Source organism: Proteus sp. fly-1008, from assembly GCF_040140305.1.
Classification (GTDB): Bacteria; Pseudomonadota; Gammaproteobacteria; order Enterobacterales; family Enterobacteriaceae; genus Proteus; species Proteus vulgaris_B.
On sequence record NZ_JBEEWH010000002.1, the window covers coordinates 24,498 to 41,121 of the forward strand.

General features: G+C 37.9%; 15 protein-coding genes. 11 read left to right on the forward strand and 4 right to left on the reverse strand.

Translation table 11 applies throughout. The features are described from left to right. Positions 1-2 precede the first annotated feature (2 nt). From ABN256_RS04725 to fbpC, 3 genes are all read left to right on the forward strand, one after another. Positions 3-1,034, forward strand: a complete 1,032-nt coding sequence (locus ABN256_RS04725; protein WP_023580795.1) for an ABC transporter substrate-binding protein — start codon at positions 3-5, stop codon at positions 1,032-1,034. Positions 1,035-1,108: 74 nt separating this feature from the next. Beyond that, positions 1,109-3,187, forward strand: coding sequence for an ABC transporter permease (locus tag ABN256_RS04730; RefSeq protein WP_349439224.1), 2,079 nt, complete (start codon positions 1,109-1,111; stop codon positions 3,185-3,187). A 15-nt stretch (positions 3,188-3,202) separates the two neighbouring features. Beyond that, entirely contained in the window at positions 3,203-4,243 is a 1,041-nt protein-coding gene (gene fbpC, locus ABN256_RS04735; RefSeq protein ID WP_072070967.1) for a ferric ABC transporter ATP-binding protein, read from the forward strand. Positions 4,244-4,485: 242 nt separating this feature from the next. Here the strand turns inward: fbpC and dsdA are convergent, their stop codons facing one another. Then, positions 4,486-5,814, reverse strand: coding sequence for a D-serine ammonia-lyase (dsdA, locus tag ABN256_RS04740; RefSeq protein ID WP_196553589.1), 1,329 nt, complete (start codon positions 5,812-5,814; stop codon positions 4,486-4,488). A gap of 12 nt (positions 5,815-5,826) precedes the next feature. Further along, on the reverse strand, positions 5,827-7,164 hold the full coding sequence (dsdX, locus tag ABN256_RS04745) for a D-serine transporter DsdX (RefSeq protein WP_072070969.1): 1,338 nt from the start codon (positions 7,162-7,164) through the stop codon (positions 5,827-5,829). Between the two features lie 223 nt (positions 7,165-7,387). Here dsdX and dsdC point away from each other — a divergent pair, with 223 nt between their 5' ends. Further along, on the forward strand, positions 7,388-8,332 hold the full coding sequence (gene dsdC, locus ABN256_RS04750) for a DNA-binding transcriptional regulator DsdC (protein ID WP_340895270.1): 945 nt from the start codon (positions 7,388-7,390) through the stop codon (positions 8,330-8,332). 18 nt (positions 8,333-8,350) lie between these two features. Continuing rightward, positions 8,351-9,007 carry a hypothetical protein gene (locus ABN256_RS04755; RefSeq protein WP_197269511.1) on the forward strand — a complete coding sequence of 219 codons (657 nt, stop codon included), beginning with the start codon at positions 8,351-8,353 and terminating at the stop codon, positions 9,005-9,007. A 79-nt stretch (positions 9,008-9,086) separates the two neighbouring features. On the opposite strand, the gene ABN256_RS04760 is transcribed toward ABN256_RS04755, so the two are convergent. Continuing rightward, positions 9,087-9,440, reverse strand: coding sequence for a hypothetical protein (locus ABN256_RS04760; protein ID WP_115350421.1), 354 nt, complete (start codon positions 9,438-9,440; stop codon positions 9,087-9,089). 90 nt (positions 9,441-9,530) lie between these two features. After that, the gene (gss, locus tag ABN256_RS04765) at positions 9,531-11,408 is read right to left on the reverse strand and encodes a bifunctional glutathionylspermidine amidase/synthase (RefSeq protein ID WP_349439227.1); all 1,878 of its coding nucleotides are present in this window, start codon (positions 11,406-11,408) and stop codon (positions 9,531-9,533) included. A gap of 599 nt (positions 11,409-12,007) precedes the next feature. Here gss and ABN256_RS04770 point away from each other — a divergent pair. The 6 genes from ABN256_RS04770 (at position 12,008) to efeB (ending at position 16,579) form a co-directional block, all read left to right on the forward strand. Beyond that, a complete protein-coding gene (locus ABN256_RS04770) occupies positions 12,008-12,295 on the forward strand; it encodes a helix-turn-helix domain-containing protein (RefSeq protein ID WP_036932801.1) in 288 nt (95 codons plus the stop codon). A 301-nt stretch (positions 12,296-12,596) separates the two neighbouring features. Continuing rightward, positions 12,597-13,154 (forward strand): iron transporter, encoded by a 558-nt coding sequence (locus ABN256_RS04775; protein ID WP_072070974.1) that lies wholly within the window; start codon positions 12,597-12,599, stop codon positions 13,152-13,154. A 70-nt stretch (positions 13,155-13,224) separates the two neighbouring features. Next, positions 13,225-13,572 (forward strand): cupredoxin domain-containing protein, encoded by a 348-nt coding sequence (locus tag ABN256_RS04780; RefSeq protein WP_072070975.1) that lies wholly within the window; start codon positions 13,225-13,227, stop codon positions 13,570-13,572. A gap of 2 nt (positions 13,573-13,574) precedes the next feature. Next, the gene (locus ABN256_RS04785; RefSeq protein ID WP_196553586.1) at positions 13,575-14,411 is read left to right on the forward strand and encodes an FTR1 family protein; all 837 of its coding nucleotides are present in this window, start codon (positions 13,575-13,577) and stop codon (positions 14,409-14,411) included. Beyond that, on the forward strand, positions 14,401-15,324 hold the full coding sequence (locus ABN256_RS04790) for an EfeM/EfeO family lipoprotein (RefSeq protein ID WP_196553585.1): 924 nt from the start codon (positions 14,401-14,403) through the stop codon (positions 15,322-15,324). The genes ABN256_RS04785 and ABN256_RS04790 overlap by 11 nt, the downstream gene beginning before the upstream one ends. Further along, complete coding sequence (gene efeB / locus ABN256_RS04795; protein ID WP_196553584.1) at positions 15,314-16,579, forward strand: iron uptake transporter deferrochelatase/peroxidase subunit; 1,266 nt, start codon at positions 15,314-15,316, stop codon at positions 16,577-16,579. The genes ABN256_RS04790 and efeB overlap by 11 nt, the downstream gene beginning before the upstream one ends. Positions 16,580-16,624: the final 45 nt, after the last annotated feature.

Sequence of the window (16,624 nt, forward strand, 5' to 3'; positions counted from 1 at the left end):
ACATGAAATTGAAAACCCTCTCTACACTTGTTGCTACTGGTCTGGCACTTTCTGCTGTTAGCTTATCAACCCACGCTGCCGGTCGCTTAGTGGTTTACTGTAGTGCGACAAATGCAATGTGTGAAGCTGAAACAAAAGCCTTTGCCGAAAAATATGATGTTAAAACGACCTTCGTTCGTAATGGTTCGGGGAGTACTTTAGCCAAAATCGAAGCTGAAAAACGTAATCCACAAGCTGACGTTTGGTATGGCGGTACAATGGATCCTCACTCACAAGCGGGTGAAATGGATCTGCTAGAGCCTTATGTTTCACCTAATCTCGATCAAATCATGCCACAATTTCGTGATCCCGCTAAACGCAAAGGTAACTACTCTTCTGCGGTTTATGTCGGTATCTTAGGCTTCGGCGTTAATAAAGATCGCTTAAAGGAAAAAGGGATTGCTATTCCAACTTGTTGGAAAGATTTAATCAAACCTGAATATAAAGGTGAAATTCAAATCGCCGATCCACAAAGTTCAGGAACTGCTTATACCGCACTAGCAACCTTCGACCAGTTATGGGGTACTGAACAAGCCTTTGATTATCTAAAGAAAATCAACACCAATATCTCTCAATACACAAAATCAGGTATTGCCCCAGCACGAAATGCAGCCCGTGGTGAAGCAGCCATTGGTATTGGTTTCTTACATGATTACTCATTAGAAGTTGAAAATGGCGCACCACTTGAATTGATTTCACCTTGTGAAGGTACAGGCTATGAAATCGGTGGTGTCAGTATCATCAAAAATGCCCGTAATATGGATAATGCTAAATTATTTGTAGATTGGACACTCTCAAAAGAAGCGCAAGAAATTAGTTGGAAAGAAGGTAAATCTTACCAAATTCTAACCAATACCTCGGCTGAATCTTCACCAATGGCACTGAAATTATCAGACTTAAAACTCATCAACTACGACATGGATAAATATGGCGATAGTGAAGTACGTAAAGAACTGATTAATAAGTGGGTTACCGAAGTAAAAATGGGTAAATAGCCCATTAATAGAGCGAGATAACCTCTCGCTCTCTTTTTCACATAATAATAAATATATTTACTCTCGGGGGATTTATGTCTCACACACTCGCTTTACCTGAAAAAAAGAGGCGGGAACCCATATTTTTATGGATCCTAATTGCTTGGATGGCTTTTGCATTACTGCCGTCATGGAGCCTTGATTACGGTCTTTTAGATTCTACAGCAGATGAATTACTCACCTCTTACGGTTGGAGTAGCGTCAATCTTAGTTGGCTCTGGTTTGTATTACCAAGTTTACTGTTATTTCGCCCATTAACTGCCCCTAAGCGTGAAAATCGCTCTCGCCACTATTTTGATGCAGGTTTTGCGCTGTTTTGTGCATTTATTGCAATCGTTAGTGCAACCCTCGAAGGACGTGGCTTAGGTTATTCTGCGATCATCCTCTTTATTTCTCTGGGAATGATCATGAAAACCGCCTTAACACGCTTGGAATGGCTTGGCGGTGATAGCTTTGTTATTGGCTCTTTGATAGCCGTTGTTGCTCTGATTGGCGCCTTTATTATCTTTCCTAGCATCGCTATTTTTATTCCAATGTTTAAAGATAGCGCAGGCAATTTCGCTCCATTTGAATTTATTGCTATCTTAAGCCAAGCTCATATTGTACAAGTGATGCTCAACTCCATAATGCTCTCTATTGCTGTGGGAATAGGTTGTACTTTCTTTGGTTTAATTCTAGCAATTTATACATCTCGTATTGCGGTACGCTCTGCCATTATTGGTCGCGTATTTTCTATCTTACCTATCGTAACGCCTCCTTTTGTTGTCGGTTTAGGAGTCACACTTATGATGGGGCGCTCTGGTTATGTGACAGAATTTCTTGCCACTTATGCGGGTCTTGAAAACACTAACTGGTTATATGGCTTTACCGGTATTTGGCTTGCTCAAGTGCTCGCCTTTACGCCAATGTCTTTTATGATCTTAGATGGGGCAATCAAGACCATACACCCTTCCCTAGAAGAAGCATCTTACACCTTAAGAGCTAACCGTTATCAAACCTTCTTTAACGTCTTTATGCCGTTACTTAAGCCCGCATTAGCCAATGCATTTTTAATTGTGATTGTGCAATCTCTTGCTGACTTTAGTAACCCATTAGTTTTAGGGGGTAACTTTGACGTTATCGCCACACAGATTTATTTCTATATCACCGGCTCTCAACTAGATTATCAATCAGCCAGTACATTAGGTGCGTCACTCTTAGTTTTCTCACTATTAGTGTTCTGCGTGCAGTATATGTGGATTGGTAAACGCTCTTACGTCACCGTATCAGGGAAATCCTATCGTGGTGATGTTCAACCTTTACCATCGTCATTGATTGCATTTGTAACAACTGTTCTTGGCATTTGGGTTGTCTTTAATATCTTGTTATATGGCAGTATTTTCTACGGTAGTTTTACCGTTAACTGGGGTGTTGATTACACCTTAACCCTTGATAACTTTATCAAGTTATTTGGTCAAGGAATGAGTGATGGAGCATGGCCTTCATTATTGGATACCTTGTTATATGCGGGTATTGCAGCACCTATTACAGCCATTCTTGGATTGCTAATCGCCTATATCGTTGTGCGCCAAGACTTTAAAGGTAAGAAAAGTATTGAGTTCACAACCATGCTTTGTTTCGCTGTACCGGGAACGGTTGCAGGTGTCTCTTATATTCTTGCGTTTAACGACTCACCGTTCTATTTAACGGGCACTGCGGCGATTGTGATTATCTCTATGACAATGCGTAATGTGCCAGTAGGGATACGTGCAGGTATTGCGGGATTAGGGCAAATTGATAAATCACTTGATGAAGCCTCTTTAAGCTTAAGAGCAAATTCAATGAGAACGATTTTCTATGTGCTATTGCCACTATTGCGCCCAGCTATTTTGTCTGCGCTAATTTATAGCTTTGTACGTGCAATTACCACTGTCAGTGCCATCGTCTTCCTTGTTACACCAGATACACGTGTTGCAACTGCTTATATTTTAAACCGTGTTGAAGATGGTGAATACGGCGTCGCAATTGCCTACGGCTCGATTTTAATCGTCGTTATGTTGGCAATTATTTTCTTATTTGACTATTTGATTGGCGAAGCCCGTGTTTCACGCTCTAAAGCCAAAAATGCACAGTAATACGGAGTATAAACCATGACACAACAACATTTCGTTGAACTGAAAAATGTCATTAAGCGCTTTGGTTCTAACACAGTTATTGAAGATCTCAGCTTGTCTATTCCACAAGGTAAAATGGTTTCATTATTAGGACCTTCTGGTTGTGGTAAAACAACTGTTTTACGTTTAGTTGCTGGATTAGAAAAACCAACAGAAGGTAAGATTTTTATTGATGGTGAAGATGTCACTGAACGCTCAATTCAACAACGCGATATCTGTATGGTGTTTCAGTCTTATGCCCTTTTCCCTCATATGTCATTAGGGGAAAACATTGGTTATGGCTTAAAAATGCTCGGGCGTCCGAAAGCAGAAATCAAACAACGAGTAACTGAAGCCTTAGAGCTGGTGGATTTAGCCGGCTTTGAAGATCGTTTTGTTGACCAAATTTCAGGCGGTCAACAACAACGAGTTGCATTAGCTCGCGCGTTAATTTTAAAGCCGAAAGTGCTGCTTTTTGATGAACCACTCAGTAACCTTGATGCGAACTTGCGTCGTAGTATGAGAGAGAAAATTCGTGAATTACAACAACAGTTTAATATCACTTCTCTTTATGTAACCCATGACCAAAGTGAAGCTTTTGCGGTTTCTGACATGGTATTGGTGATGAATAAAGGTAAGATAATGCAATTAGGCTCACCACAAACTCTTTATCGCCAACCGGCTTCTGAATTTATGGCCAGCTTTATGGGTGATGCAAACTTATTCCCAGCCACATTAGGCGCTGATTATGTTGATATTTTTCAATATCGCCTACCAAAGCCAGATACATTTAATACCACTAAAACAGATGTTAGAGTTGGAGTTAGACCCGAGGCTATCACCTTATCTCAACAAGGCGATGCCTGCCAGCAATGTAAAATCGTGCATGTGGCTTATATGGGGCCTCAGTATGAGGTAACCGTCGAATGGCAAAATCAGACTTTACTATTACAAGTCAATGCCACACAGCTTCAACCAAATGTAGGTGACAGCTATTATCTCCAAATTCATCCTTATGGCATGTTTATTTTAGAATAAATTTAATATTTAAAGCGATAGATGTAAGTGAGGCACCCTATGGGTGCCTCTTTTTTTATGATTATAATACTACGACATTTTCCCCTGGTGTGACATCCTGGTGTGAATGTTTGATGTAACACTTGGTTTAATCCATTGTTACTATATTATTGTTTTATATAATAATTACTGGATACTCGCACTACTCCCTTTTATTTTATATGGAACGATAAAGATAAACCTTATCGCCCCGGATCTACGCTCTATTTTCCTTGAGCGAGATATTTTTGCATTTCATCCGCAGGAACCATGCCACCACCTGTAGCCCAGACTAAATGCGTTGCATTTTGCATTTTTTGACTATCTAGTGATAAACCTTGCAGATAATCTTTAGCTTGAGTGACGTGTACAGCTCCCGCCATTCCTGCTAATGCCGAAGGTTCTAACTTAATGCCTTCTTCTTTATTTAACAGACTTAGCAAATCATAAAGCTCTTGATCATCAATAGTGTAATAGCCATCAATTAAGCGCTCCATTGCACGCCCCACGAAGCCTGATGCGCGACCAACAGCCAGACCATCAGCGGCAGTCACATTGTCGATGCCAATTTCTTGTACGGAAATACCTTCATGTAACTGGGTATAAACGCCCAATAACATACAAGGTGAATGTGTTGGCTCAGCAAATAAACAATGCACTGCATCACCAAATGCCAGTTTTAGCCCAAACGCAACACCACCAGGACCACCACCAACACCACAAGGCAAATAAACAAACAGAGGATGTTCACTATCAACACGAACACCTTGTTCTTCAAATTGACGTTTCAAACGTAATCCGGCAACGGCATAACCCAAGAACAAGGTTTTTGAGTTTTCATCATCAATAAAGAAACAGTTAGGATCTTTTTCTGCTTCTTTACGGCCTTCTTCTACAGCAATACTGTAATCTTGTTCATATTCAACAACATTAACGCCATGGGAGCGTAATTTGTCTTTTTTCCACTGACGTGCATCAGCAGACATATGAACGCTTACACTAAAGCCTAATTTCGCACTCATGATCCCAATAGACATACCTAAGTTGCCTGTTGAACCAACCGCGATGCTGTATTGGCTAAAGAATTTACGGAATTCATCAGAGAATAATTTTTCATAATTATCATCTGTATTCAGTAACCCCGCGTTTATTGCCAATTTCTCAGCGTGCGTTAATACTTCATAGATTCCACCTCGTGCTTTAATTGAGCCTGAAATTGGTAAATGGCTATCCTTTTTCAAACGCAACTGACCGCAAATGGTTGTGTTATAACGCTTTTCAAGAGCAATTTTCATCTTAGGAATATCAACCACTTCTGATTCGATAATTCCTTGAGTAACCGCCGTTTCTGGAAATGCTTTAGCTAAATAAGGTGCAAAACGTTGTAACCGTGCTTGTGCATCAATTACGTCATCTTGCGTTAAACCAACATATGGAAGTCCCTGGTCAGTGGTGGTCACCTTTGGGTTAAACCAAACCACTTCTTTTAAGCCCACTAAGTCACGAACTAGTGGAAAATTACTTATTAGTTTATTTATATCTATATGGCTCATAGTCGTTCTCTTTTATATGACAAAAGAAAGCATAAATGTACCGCCTAATGCGACAAAGGAGGCAATAAAGGTCGCGACACTGTAAAAACGAAAAGTTTCACTTAAAGTTGCATTACAATACTGTTTCACTAACCAAAACAGTGAGTCTGTGACGATGGTACAACCAATAGCACCTGAACCAATTGCTAAGGTAATAATTTCAGGGCTAATGTCTGGGTATAAAGGCATTAATGGTGCAACAATTGCAGTAGCTCCCATCATTGCAACCGTTGCAGAACCAACAGCGGCATGAAGGATAATGGCAACCAACCAAGCCAATAAAATAGGATGCATGTCCAAGTTAGAAAGAATTAACGCTAAAGATTCACTTAAACCACTGCCTTTTAAAATGCCATTAAAAGCACCACCAGCACCAATGATTAATAAGATATTGGCAATAGAGCTAAAACTATCTTCTGTTTTCTTTAATAAGATATTCATGCCCATATTACGGCGAATACCTAAAACATAATAAGCGACAAAAGCAGCAATAAACATTGCAGTAATTGGATTACCAATAAACTGTAATGCAGTATAAAGCGAAGTATCTTTTGTCATATTTAATTCTGCGGCTGTCTTTATCAGCATCAGAACAATTGGCAATAATACCGTAAAGAGAGTGGCACCGAGCGACGGCAAATCTTTTTCTTCACGCACTTCCATATCTGAAAATTCTTCAGGTACGGTTTTAAACGGCAAACGCTCACCTAATACTTTTAAAAATAACGGGCCACCGACTAATGAAGCAGCTAAACCAACCGCAAGTCCGGCAACAATCACGGTTCCCATATCTGCGCCTAATTCATTAGTGACAAACAGCGCGGCTGGATGAGGAGGAACAATACAATGAACGGCCATTAATGCCGTACATAAAGGAATGGCTAATTTTAATAATGATGTATTTGTTTTTTTCGCAATAGAGAAAGCAAGTGGAATAAGTAATACCACACCAACTTCAACAAAAAGTGTAATACCACAAATAAGGCCAACTAATACCATAATAACGTCTGGAGATAACCAACGACACTTTTGCAATGTAATACCGATGCGTTCTGCGGCACCTGATATTTCCATCATTTTACCTAGAATAGTACCTAAACCGATAATTGCTGCTAAAAATCCGAGTGTACCGCCAATACCATTTTCAATCGCATTCACCATTTCTAAAGGGTTCATCTTCATTGCAGTACCTACAAAGAAGCTGGCCAACAGTAAGGCTAAAAACGGGTGAAACTTAAGTTTTATTATAGTAAAAACAATGAGCAAGATACTAATTATAAGAGTACCTAGTACCCATAATGTTGAATCCATATATCCATCCCAAATCTTTTATTTATTGTTAAACATATTGAATATTAATCATTCGATACTTACAAATGATGAAAATTTACACTAAGATGAATTCAATTAACTCAAATAAGTGATCTTATCCACAAATAATCACATTTTGATGAGTGATAGCATGGTATTTCATCTTAACATTACCTTGATTGTTAACTAACGTTACTATCAACAATAAAATGAGAATAAAAGAATGTTTGAATCTTCTAGCGTGATTTTAAGAAATAAACGATTATCTAGTTATCAATTAGCCAGACTTCACACTTTTGAAGCAACAGGTCGTCACCTTTCATTTGCTTTAGCAGCAGAAGAGCTGTCATTAACTCCCAGTGCGATTAGCCATCGTATTAATACACTAGAAGAAGAATTAGGCATTAAGTTATTTAACCGCTTTCATCGCCGAATTGAACTAACAGAAGAAGGTGAACGTATTTATTGGGCACTTAAAAAAACGTTAGAAGACATTAACCAAGAAATTTTAGATATCCATAACCAAGAAATCTCTGGTGTACTTACCGTTTATTCACGTCCTTCCATTGCCCAATGTTGGTTAGTTCCTCGTATTGCTGATTTTACTGAGCGTTACCCTTCCATTGAATTAAATCTGCTCACAGGAAATGATGACATTAACTTTCGAGGCTATGGTATTGATCTCGCAATCTATTTTGATGATAAACAACTACAAAATCTTTATTGCGAAGACTTAATTTCAGAATCGATTATTCCGGTATGCAGCCCTGAATACGCTAAAAAACATGAGCTTATAAATAATATTCATCATCTCTCTAATTGCACCTTGCTACATGATAGACAAGCATGGAGTAACAATTCTGATTTTGATGAATGGAGAGCTTGGAGTGAACATATGGAGCTTTCACTTTTCCCTAATCGCAGTAATATCTGTTTTGACCGTTCTGATCTTGCTGTGATTGCTGCCGTTAATCACTCTGGCGTCGCGATGGGAAGAAAACGTTTAGTACAGAAGCAACTGGCCAATAAGGAATTAATTATCCCTTTTAATAATAGTGAGCTTTTTTGTGCTCAGCGTTATTACCTTGTCACTCGAAACGAAAAGAATAATGCCAAAGTACAGCTTTTCATTCAGTGGCTGAAAAAACAGATCAAGGAAAGCATGTAATTTCTTAAGGAAAACCCAATGAAAGAGATGACATTTTCAACACAACAGATAGTCGCTATTGCAGAATATGCTGGTTTATCCATCCTAAATAAAGAACAACTCACTGAAAATAAACGTTATATCTTAGTTGACTTAATGGATTTGAAAACAGATGAAGGGCTTTATTATGGTGCTGCGGTACTAGATTTTAGTGACGTTTATCGCAAAGCACGTATCTTAGAATTTGGTGGCGAGGGCTATCAACGAGCACAAGCTCGAGAAAAACAAATTCAAGACTATAAAAATAATCGAAAAGCCCAAGAGCCAGATACCTATCAGCCACCTATTCATCGTTATAGTCACTACACAGATTTTCAAATAAACCTAACAGCTATCTATCGCCGTTATGGTTATGAAATCGAATTTGATACAGAAACCGAAAAAGTTTGGAGCTCTTTAGATCCCGATGGCGCACTATTTGATTTACTCAAAAATGCCGATGATACACTTTCCTTATTAGAAGATTGTGAAATGTCATGCTCTTATCATCAAGAAAACAAAGTGTGGTCTGTCATTTCAATAGAAAATGATACTGTTGAACATAAATCTTTAAACCGTGCCGTGGCTGAATGTTTTTTATTAATGACAGATCATTATGCTGATGATTGGCCTAACATTGAAAACATTCTTTATTAAAACAAAAAAATTACGAGTAAAATCATTAATTATCAAATAATTATAGTTAATGATTTGATCTTTATTGCTAAAGAAACACCTAACTCAAACACCGAAAAGCATCATATTCACGATAATAGTTAATTTCTTCAATAACCCACTGTAAGGTTTTTTTTTCGGCTTGTTGAACTTGATAAAATAATGCCAAATCACAAATCACCATCCAGCCTCGTAAATTTTTATCTTCAACCGCTTTTGGCATTTCCAGATCTTCGTCATCAAGATAAACCTCGTCATCAGGTAATGCTTGGAGATAATCCCAAGGAATATAATAAAAAATCGCCTGATTAGGATCACGATTCCAAGTTGCAATTTCCGTATAAATCCACTCATTAGATTCAAGTGTTGAAAGCGATGCTAATAACTCACTAAGTGTTTCAAATTTTTGTATCATTCTATTTCTCACTAAGCATTCTGGTTATTTTTAAAATAAACCCGCCAATTAGGCGGGTCTATTATTTCTTAATTCTAAACGTCTATGATCTTATTTAGTTAAAAAGTGTTTATCTTCAACCACGATCAACGGTTCTATATCACTCTCTTTTTTAATAACTAGTGTAGGATCAGAACGTAAACAACAACCCCCGTAATGTCCACCGACTGTAAAGGTGCAAACTTGAATATAACGGTTTGCGACTTTCGGTAAACACCATAATTCCTGATAAATATTTTCTTGGTGATCAAATTGACCTTGGGTTTCATCTAACACATTTTCTTTATGATCAACTAAGCCAATGTTACTACCACAACGACCCGCTATTGGTTTAACTGCATAACCACTTTGTGCAAGATGAGGAGTCACTTTAAAATCCGTATCTAGCAAATAAGGATTGTCAGGGAACAGTTGCCATAAAATCGGTAAAATGGCTTTATTACTTGGGATAAGTGTCCAAAGTGGCTCAAAAACGGTAATTTCAGGACGTAAAAGTACATCGACCAAACGGACTTCGCCTTCAGGATGCCCTGTACGAATAGGGATCAGTGCTTGTTGCTCACTCTCTTCTCTTAGTTGATCTAATGCCGTTTCCCAAGCCCATGTTTTCCAGACGCACTCAACAACGCGTTTGTCTGCATCAATCAATTGGCCGCGACTATTCCAATGAAGCTCATCTAATCCACGTAGAATTTTACTGTTATAACCTGCTTGGGTCAGTGATTGTTGCATAAAGAGAGCGTGATAATCTTCTTCACTATCATCATCTTGAAGAATATGTACAAAAGGTTTTGCATCACAATGTTTCCAAGCATCGGCTAATGCATCAAGTAATCGTTCGCCGGGGTTAAATCCCTCTTTAATTCCACCTTTCTGTGCCCATTTTTCGATGATTAAGCCAGCTTCTGTATGGCAAGAGGCTGAATCTGCATTATATTCATAAACTTTGACACCACGTTCATCCATACAAAAATCTAATCGTCCCGTGATCATTTGATGACGTCTGTTTTGCCATGACAAACGAATGCGAGGCCATAACACTTCAGGGATATCGAATAAACGCAGTAACTTATCATCTTTCAACACTTTTTCAGTTGCATGCAAATACATCAAATGCATTTCATTACTTGCGCGAATAAGCTCCTGCTCTGCACTTTCTGAAATGGTGAAATATTCGTAACTATCTTGATTGATAATATGACCATGTTGCGCACAGATATAAGCTTTCTCTAATGGCGAGCTTTCATCTAGCCATTTCCCATCGAATTGACCTTTATTTTCAAGTTTTTCGGCATGAATATTTAATAGTTCAGGTGTGATTTTAGGCTCAGGAAGACTATAAGCATTAGGTTCAGTTTGGATCATCCAACCTAAAAGCGTTGTGTTCTCAAAAGTATCTTGAATAAAGTAGCCGTCATCACTGACGCTAAGCGGTAATTCTCGTGTCCATTGCTGGCCTGCTGGTAATCTAGTGTGGATAACATTTTGTTCTGCAATACGGATTTTATCTTCGAGCACTTCAGTGATCACTGCAACATGACCGGTCACTTTAAACTCACCACCTTCTTGCCAAATCAGTAAAGCACCAACAGCTGGTGCCTGCTTACCGCCATTAGCAAACGCTTGGAGAGGCAATATATCGTCATCAATGGTTTTACGTAAAAAACGCAATGAAAAAATCTCATAAGCCATTCCCACATCAGTAAATACAGCGCCGTAATGCAGATAAAGGAAACGACGAGCAAATTCAACACACTGCCACTTGTGCCCCATATATTCATTACCAATATAACTACGGAATGAATCATTAGCAGCATAGTCTTCTTTATCGATACTACTGTAATCTGAAGAGTAAATCGCGACACCACCAGGCGCATAACCTAGCAATGTTCCAAATGGTTCATGACGAATGATATCTTTTACATTCATAATCTCGACCTTGACGATAAATAGATAATTACCTGTAATACTTATAATCTACCTAAGTATTATAGATAACAATATTAACGCCATGGACTATTCGAAGTGAATGTAATTTTATTAATTTCGATAAAGTAAAAAGAGGTATGTCGCTTTAAAGCTATTTAAGAAGAAAAATTGGGCCAAATAAAAAAAAACTCAAAAATAACCCATCATAAAAAATATATAAAAGGTATTTTCGAGTATAAACACAGTCAAAGAGGGCTTTATCTTTTTTGTTATAGTTTCATTATTTACTCTTTATCAATCATAAATGCGAGCACAAATAATGGATAAAATGGCATTTTGACAATATATAGCACTGTTTATCAAATTTTTCTCGATTTTCCTGCTAGAAAAAAGAATGATATCAAAATAGTTTAATAAAAATTATTATCATCTTATAGCCTGACGGGTATAAATAATTCCGCCTATTAACCGATAACACTATAGAATGGATTTTACTCATTCAAGCCGGAGTGCTTGTTTATTTTGAAGATCCATCACAGAAACTTGATATTTGAATTATTGAATATTATTGGTGGTTGATAGGAAGAATGAGGTCACTAATGTCAAAGATTTATCCCATTTCTCAAATTATTGGGCATAAAATTCGTAAACAACGCCAGCAGCTTCGCTTATCAGCAAAGGTTGTCGCTGAACGAGTGGGTATTAGCCAACAACAATTTTCACGATATGAGAATGGGCTATGTAAAATTGATGTTGATATGCTCTTTCATATTGCTCAAGAGCTAAAAGTGACACCAGCGTTTTTTTTACCCCCTAATGAAGAGCAAGTTTCTGCTATCGCACTGACACAATCCAAACAATTTTGGAGTGCTCAAAGCCAAATTTAATATTCTTGGTATGGAAATCTTCTATTTTATCTTTTTATTAAGATAAATAAGGTTTCCATATATCACTCTTAATTTGATAATCATAATGAGTATAATTACTTTGAGTTATCAATTCTATTTATCTTTTATATTTAAACCAACAAATTTTTTTCTTTTATAAAATAAAATGTTAATACATTTTTCACTGTTTTTTTCGTAACTTAAGCGATATTTTTCGTATAGATTATCTCCTCTCTTTAATACAAATTGTGTTAACCTAATTAAGAATAATAACGATTATCATTTGAAATAAGGGTTAAACATGAAATATCGCTATGCACTCTCTCTTACTGCATTATCGTTTCTCTCAACCTCGGCTTTTGCTCTAGAGTACCCTGTAGGTCATCCTATTATTAAAAATGGTATGGAAATTCAGGGGGTTTACCTTCAACCTATCACTATGGATACCGAAGAAGGTCATCATGCAATGAGCCATCTCGCGGCTGATAAAGCCGATATCCATTTAGAAGCCGATATCCATGCTACAGAAGACAATCCTAATGGCTTTGCAGAAGGTGACTGGATCCCTTACCTCACTATTGAATACACCGTGACAAAATCAGATGCGCCAGCGAAAAAACAGCAAGGCGTTTTTATGGCAATGGTGGCTAATGATGGTCCTCACTATGGCGAGAATCTGAAACTCGATGGTAATGGCCAATATAATGTTACTTATAAAATTTACCCACCTTCATACAATAAAGATATTACATTTGGTCGCCATATTGACAAAGAAACCGGTGTTGCACCTTGGTTTGAACCCTTTGAAGTTTCATGGGATTTCACCTATAGCGGCACAGGTCGTAAAGGTAGTTATTAATTAGCTTGATAACGGATAAGCTCAATAAAATTGAGTTTATCCTTTTTCTCTTTTTTTAAGTGAAACGCTGATGATGAAACATCTCTATAAATACACGTTATTACTGCTATTAATGATAACAAGCTCTGTTTTTGCTGCTGAGAAATTTACTGTTGAATTAGAAATGAAAGACGGCGAGCTTATTCCTCAAGTACTCGAAGTACCTGCCAAAACCCCCATTAGAATAAAAATCCGTAATACAGGCACCAGCCCTGTTGAATTTGAAAGTACACAGTTACGTAAAGAAAAAGTATTAGCTCCTGGCGCAAATTCTGTCGTTGTGATAGCACCACTAAAACCCGGTCGTTACACCTTCTTTGATGATTTTCACCTTTCTCACCCTCAAGGTGAAATTGTTGCAACTGAAAAGGCAGAGTAAATATGGGACAAGTTCTGTTTGTTGTCTGGCGAGAAAGTTTTGAAGCACTACTGGTAATTGGCATTATTTATGCTTGGATAAAGCGCTCTCCAGCGCCAAAACAAGGTATGAAATACTTGTGGAGTGGCGTTATATTTGGACTATTTCTTGCTGTTATCTTGGCTCTGAGCATTTATGGTGTATTTAGTTCACTGGAAGATATGTGGCAATCTCTATTTATGATCGCAATGGAGATCCTCGCCTGTGTGCTTATTGTTCAAATGGTTTATTGGATGAATGGGCAAGGAAAGTCACTAAAAACCAACATAGAAAATGAACTCACACAAAAAACACAGCAACAAAGTGCATGGGGTATTTTACTGATTATTGCCATTGCAATTGCCAGAGAAGGCAGTGAAGTTGTTGTCTTCCTCTCTAGCCATATTATGGCTCTCAATGCACAAACAGCACTGCCTTTCTTTATTGAAGTCTTTATTGGCTTACTTGTCGCAGCATTCACTCTATGGCTATTTTTACTGACGTCAAAAGTTATTTCATGGCGTTATTTCTTTACTGTAACGGGATTTTTACTGCTATTCCTTGCCGTTTCTTTGCTCTTAAAAGCCGTAGAAGAAATTGCAAATCTACTCATTGAAATGGATTTTGAATTACCTGATTTCTTGATATATCCGCTTTGGGATATTAGCCATATTCTGGATGACTCGAGTGTCTTTGGTAATTTCTTAGTATCATTCTTCGCTTATCGCTCTCAACCCATTGGTTTAAGCGTGGTGACGTTTATTGTCTACTGGGTGATTGTTGCACTGTTATTTAAGCGAGGTACTCAGCATGCGAAATAACACAAAATTTAAAAGAAGAAATATTACTGTTTTTTTCTTTATTTTGCTGTTTTCTCTACCTATTTACGCTGAAAAAATCATTCAAGGAATTATTCAAGATAGCGAAAATATCATCGTTGCAAAAGGAGATATTCCTACTCCTGAAAAATTTAAAACTGATATTTTAATGTACCGAGAAAAGGCTGTTGAGCAATTAACTCAAGTTGAAAAAGCACTCAATAAATTAATAGTAAATAGCGAAAAAAATCAGCTTATTAATGCTCAAAATGCCTATCAACAAGCGCATTATCACTATGAAGTTATTCGCCCTATTATTGCGCTTTTTGGATCAAGCGAACGTTTATTAAATAATCGAGCCGATTTCTTTATTGAAAGAGAAAACTCATCGCGTTTTTCAGGATTTCATTTAATTGAATATCAACTCTTTAAATTAAAAGATACGCAAAAAGCTACAGAGTCCGCAAAAGCGCTATTAAGAGGCATTAGTGATCTAAAAAAACGTTTAGCCATTGAAGATATCCCAATCCCCAAATTAGTCCAATCGGCGGGTGATAGCTTGGAGTTTATTTTAACGGACAAATTAGCAGGGATTGAAAACCAATACTCAAATAGCGATCTAGGTGATAGTTATGCAAATTTATCCGGATCACGCTTAATAGTGGAGAGCTTATCCGAACATATTCCCCCTACTGAATATCAATCTCTGATCAAGCAATATAATGATATTGGTGCTCTGCTTTTAAAATATCAGCGTGATGAAGGTTTATTCCAGCCTTTAAATGCGCTTCCTGAAACAGAAAAAAGCTGGCTTTTCTCTCAAGTAACACAATTAGCAGAGCAAGTGGCGAATTTACGTAGCACGCTCGATATTGATGTTTACTATCACTATAAAGAAGCAAGTGATGAAAAATAAAACTCTCTTTAAACCGTTATTAAAAAGTCCAGTTAACCTCGATAAACGTACAACGTTAAAATGGTTAGGTGGAAGCTTATTACTCGCCAGTATAGGGGCTAATGCACAACAAAAACAAGGTGCTTCATCTGTGCCCCGTTATCAACGTACGATTGCTTATTTAGGTAAACACCAAGCAGGCGTTATTACTCCAGAACAAAAACACGCCTCATTTATTGCTCTCAATCTAACAGTCACTACTGTTGATGAAGTAAAAAAAATATTCGCAACTCTGACACAACGAATTGCTTTTTTAACGCAACCTCGTGAGCTAGAGCAGAGAGCAAATCCACATCTTCCTCCTGCTGAGTCTGGTATTCTGGGCACTCAATTACACCCAGATGAATTAACCATTACTGTCGCGTTAGGTGATAGCTTTTTTGATAATCGTTTTGGTTTTCAGCCTAAAAAACCCAAACGCTTAGAGCCCATGAAGCCCTTTCCTAATGATCGATTAGATCCAAAATGGTGTGGTGGCGATGTTCTACTCCAGTTTTGTGCTAATAGCCAAGAAAGTGTCATTTATGCGTTAAGAGATATTTTAAAATATCTTTCTGGTCAAATTTATGCGGTGTGGAAAATTGATGGTTTTCTTCCTGCTCGCGATATTGATAATCATCAAACGCCGATTAACCTTTTTGGTTTTAAAGATGGCTCAGGGAACGCGCCTTCATCTGATAATAACCTGATGGACTCGCTAGTCTGGATCACAGAAGAACAAAAAGAGCCACAATGGTGTTTAGGCGGAAGCTATCAAGCAGTGCGTCTTATTCGGTTTGCATTGGAATTTTGGGATAGAACACCGCTTGAAGATCAAGAGAATAATTTTGGCCGTCATCGATCAACGGGTGCGCCAATTGGAATGAAGCAGGAAATGGACGATCCACAGTTTGAAAAAGATCCTCATGGTGACCGAGTGCTGTTTGACTCTCATATGCGAAGAGCAGAGCCAAGAAATCCAGAACGTTATAGCGCCAAACTACGCCGACGTAGTTACAGCTATTCATTAGGTTTAACGCCTTCAGGTCAATTAGATATGGGACTGATTTTTATCTCATTTCAAAATAACCTTAAAAAAGGCTTTATTGATACCCAAAAACGCTTAGATGGTGAACCATTAGAGCGCTATATCAAACCTTTTGGTGGCGGATACTACTTTGTATTACCCGGCATCCCACACCAAGGTGATACCCTTGCAAAAGGGCTATTTGATTAATTCTTCTCTGCATATTAGGCACTTGGCTTTTCCTGCCAAGATGCC